The organism is Streptomyces calidiresistens (assembly GCF_014141525.1).
GTDB lineage: Bacteria > Actinomycetota > Actinomycetes > Streptomycetales > Streptomycetaceae > Streptomyces > Streptomyces calidiresistens.
Window position 1 is genome coordinate 1 of sequence record NZ_VKHS01001314.1, and the last position, 918, is coordinate 918.

Here is a 918-nt window from a genome sequence, read left to right on the forward strand (position 1 = left end):
TAGGAGCCAGGCCCGCCCCCGGCGCGCGCCGATCCGCCCCGCGAGCCGCCCCGGGCGGAGGCGGGGAATCGCGTGATCACCCGGGCGCGTCGGGCGTGTCGACCGGCCCCGGGTCCCCGGCGGCCGGCCGGGAACTGCCGGTGCGCGCCGCCCTGCCCGATCTGCGCGCGGCCCTGGAGACCGTCGGCGCGGCCGTGCTCCACTCACCCCCCGGCACGGGCAAGACGACGCTGGTCCCCCCGGTCCTCGCCGGGCTGTTCCCCGACCTCCCCGCCCCGGCGGGGGCGACCGGTCGTGTCCTGGTGGTCGAACCGCGTCGGATGACCGTACGGGCCGCGGCCCGACGCATCGCCTGGCTGCTCGGCGAGGAGGCCGGTCCGCGCGGTCGCGTGGGGTGGACCGTGCGCGGTGAGCGCCGGACCGGCCCCGACGCCCGGGTGGAGGTGGTCACCACCGGCGTCCTGCTGCGCCGGCTGCACCGCGATCCCGAACTGCCGGGCGTGGGCACCGTCCTGCTCGACGAATGCCACGAACGGCACCTCGACGCGGACACCGCGATGGCCTTCCTGCTGGACGTGCGCACGGTCCTGCGCCCCGACCTGCGGCTGATCGCCGCCTCCGCCACCACCGACACCGCCCTGTGGGCCCGCCTCCTGGAGGCCCCCGTGGTCGGGGTGCGGGGCGCCTCCCATCCGGTGGAGGAGGTGTGGTGTCCACCGCCCCGCCCCGTGCGTCCGGCCCGCGGGACCTCGGTCGACCCCGCGCTGCTCGGACACGTGGCGGAGACCGCCCTCCGAGCCCTCGGCGAGTCCCCCGGCGACGTGCTGTGTTTCCTGCCGGGCACGGGCGAGATCCACCGGGTCGCGGCGCTGCTCGCCGACCGGCTCGGGGGGCGGGCTCCGCCACGTGTCCGAGCAG

1 pseudogene is annotated in these 918 nt (G+C 78.3%); it reads left to right on the forward strand.

Annotated features, from left to right (window positions below):
- Positions 1–95: 95 nt before the first annotated feature.
- Positions 96–918: pseudogene (locus FOE67_RS27060) on the forward strand (ATP-dependent helicase HrpB); the annotation flags it as partial.